Here is a 2991-nt window from a genome sequence, read left to right on the forward strand (position 1 = left end):
GGCCACGGTGCACCGAGTCGTCAGTCCGCCGCCAGGAGTCGAACGATTCTCCACCATCTACTTCTACAACCCGCGCCTTTCGGCCACAGTCGACCCGGTGCAACTGCCCGATCACCTGGCAAAGCACGCCTCTGGCGGATCTAGTGACGACCCCACCAACCCCATCCTGACCACCTACGGCGACAACATCCTCAAAGTGCGCCTGCGAGCACACCCCGACGTCGCGCAACACCATCACAGCGATCTCATCGCAGCAAACCACTGACACTGACTTCAACACCCCCACATAAGGATTCATCATGACAGCTATCGCCGACTTGCCCGAAACACACATCCATCCCACCGACTCCTGACCCGTCACCCATCCCGGCCAGCTACCCGACGGCAACCCCGGCCTCGTCGGTATACCCCTGACCATCGCCGGCGCCCTGGGGCTTGGCTTCACCAACACCGGGATCGTGGACGCAGCCTCCGCGTCTGTGCCGATTGTCATGTCGGCGACCAGCATCGGACTGCTGATCGCCACCATTTGGGCGGCGTCACTGCGACAAAACATCAATGCCACCCTCTATGCGGTGTTCTTCGGCTTCTACGGAAGCTATGCGGCACTCTCACTCGGCTTGACTCACAACTGGTTTGGGATCACCGCAGATCAAGTCCAAGCTACGACCGCGCTCTGGACAGGTAGTTGGCTGCTCACCATAGGCATGCTGACCGTCCTCGTCGTACGGCTGCCCTGGTCATTCCCATTCCTGCTGGCCATCGTTGACGTCGCTCTGGTGTTGCTGCTGATCGGCACACTCGCAACCTCCACTCTGGCCACGCAAGTTGGCGGCTGGGTCGTCTTCCTCTTCGTAGCCGTCGCGATGTATCTGTACGTCGCAGCGATGTGGGAGGAAACCGGCGGATCCCCGCTACCCATGGGCCGGCCCCTCGTCAGCTGACTTGCTAGTCAATCGACCGGTGCGGGTGGTGGACATACCACCCGCACCGGTCATCACAAAAAGAAAGAGGAACACCGCATTGCTTCCCGACCAACTCGACCTCCAGGCCTGGGCCACAGACGGACTGCTGGTGATCGAACACGCCCTCAGTCACGCAGATCTTACCCGACTCCAGGACTGGGTCCAGGACCTCGAACATCGGCCGGGAACACCACAGACGCTGTTGCAATACGACGAAACCACCCCCGACGGAACACGGCGACGGTGCCGCACCGAGAATTTCGTGCCCTACCACCACGAGCTCCGTAGCATGCTGACCACCGGACACATCCCCGGAGTAGCTGCAGCACTACTCGGCGAACCAGCAATGCTCTACAAAGAAAAGATCAACTACAAAGCGCCCGGCGGCGCGGGCTTCGCGGCGCACCAGGACGCACCCGCTTACCCCTACATCACCAACACACTCGCCTGCATGATCGCTGTTGACGACTCCACACTCGACAACGGCTGCCTCGAGATAGCCCGCGGTCACCACGCGGCACAACTGCCCACGGACAGCCGAGGTTGCGTAGAACCCGCGGTCGCCGACACACTGCCCTGGGAACCATTGCCCGTCGCCGCCGGCAGCCTGGTCTTCTTCCACTGTTACGTACCGCATCGCAGCGGACCGAACAACGCCACCTCGACCCGCCGCGCCATCTACCTCACCTACAACGCAGCATCAGACGGTGACCTCCGAGAGGCGTACTACGCCAGAAGAATTCGCGATCTCGCAGCACATCCCGATAGACTCAGCCTCATTGGCCACTTCGCCGGGACGGCCCAACCCGCCAACAACTCGGAGCTTCAACCGTGACCACCACTGCGAACGACATACAGCACCTCGACCCCGCAAAAGTCGGAATCCAACGGTTCTGCGATAGCCTCCTCGAGTTTCTCGATACGGCCGGGCATAGCCAGTACGACGAATCGGTCACCCAGCTCGAACACGGACTGCAATGCGCTGCCTTAGCCGAAACGGCAGGCTTCCGCCCCGCCGCGCAGATCGCTGCACTTCTGCACGACGTCGGGCACCTACTACTCGATGAACATGCCGGACACGACGACTTTCTCGACGCTGACCTTCGCCACGAAATCGTCGGAGCTCGGCTGCTCACCCGATGGTTCGGGGCCGAAGTGGGCGAACCTGTCGCACTACACGTTCCAGCCAAACGCTACCTTGTCGCCATTGACCCCACCTACACCTCGCTGCTCTCACAGTCTTCAATCCGAAGCCTCGAGGTCCAAGGCGGACCGATGAACGCCAAAGAAATAGTCGCCTTCGAGAAACGCCCCCACCACAAGCTGGCCGTCCAATTGCGACGATGGGACGATCACGGCAAAGTCGCCGGCGCGAGCACCCCGGCGCTCGAACATTGGCGAACAACGATTGTCACACTCCTACAGTCCTGACCGCCGCCACGGCGGCGAACCGGAGGAACCGTTCGGCAACTACCGCAAGACCGCTCTACATTTCGTCACTGGTGACGAAAGGTACTGCAGCACAGTAAGTTACGCCGATAATAGATATTACGTCAAGTAAACCTCTGCATATTGAGTGCTGCAACGGTTTTCACCAATTCTTGGGTCGCCCGCCGAGTCGCCCGGTTACGCGCATAGTGGGTTGCGATTCCACCTAATTAGCTTGCTGTGTTCGGCGTAGCAGGGACGGCCTTGGAGTTGCTACGGCCGCGGTAACACCCGCGAGTCGTAACCCGATCCCGGCAACTCCACGGGGTGCGCCATTGCGGGCGGCCGCGATCGCATCCCGCGTCTACGACGCCAATCGCCAATCCGGCCTGCAGAACTAATCGCCTAACGGTCCGATCAGGGTGAAGAGCCGCCGCGCTTCAAGCAGGTTGTCGCGAACGTCGAAGATCCTGATCTAGGTGCCGCGATCCGGTCCCGAGTAGTCGATTCCGAGGCCCGGTGTACGCGGGCCGGTATCCGCGGGCGTACCGCAGACGAAGCGGCCGAATCTAGGTCCGCACAAATGTCCGAGTTCAGA

Annotated in this window: 3 protein-coding genes and 1 pseudogene; all 4 read left to right on the forward strand. The window is 61.0% G+C overall.

Features of this window, described 5'->3' with window-relative positions; genetic code table 11:
- Positions 1–265 (forward strand): annotated as a pseudogene (locus A2J02_RS28270) (isopenicillin N synthase family oxygenase); the annotation flags it as partial.
- A 139-nt stretch (positions 266–404) separates the two neighbouring features.
- Positions 405–944 (forward strand): GPR1/FUN34/YaaH family transporter, encoded by a 540-nt coding sequence (locus tag A2J02_RS14545; protein ID WP_082898796.1) that lies wholly within the window; start codon positions 405–407, stop codon positions 942–944.
- A 79-nt stretch (positions 945–1023) separates the two neighbouring features.
- On the forward strand, positions 1024–1800 hold the full coding sequence (locus tag A2J02_RS14550; protein ID WP_068050826.1) for a phytanoyl-CoA dioxygenase family protein: 777 nt from the start codon (positions 1024–1026) through the stop codon (positions 1798–1800).
- Positions 1797–2396, forward strand: a complete 600-nt coding sequence (locus A2J02_RS14555; protein WP_227022461.1) for an HD domain-containing protein — start codon at positions 1797–1799, stop codon at positions 2394–2396. Before A2J02_RS14550 ends, A2J02_RS14555 begins: the two co-directional genes overlap by 4 nt.
- Positions 2397–2991 lie beyond the last annotated feature (595 nt).

The organism is Rhodococcus sp. EPR-147 (genome assembly GCF_001647185.1).
In the GTDB taxonomy this organism is placed as follows: Bacteria; Actinomycetota; Actinomycetes; order Mycobacteriales; family Mycobacteriaceae; genus Rhodococcoides.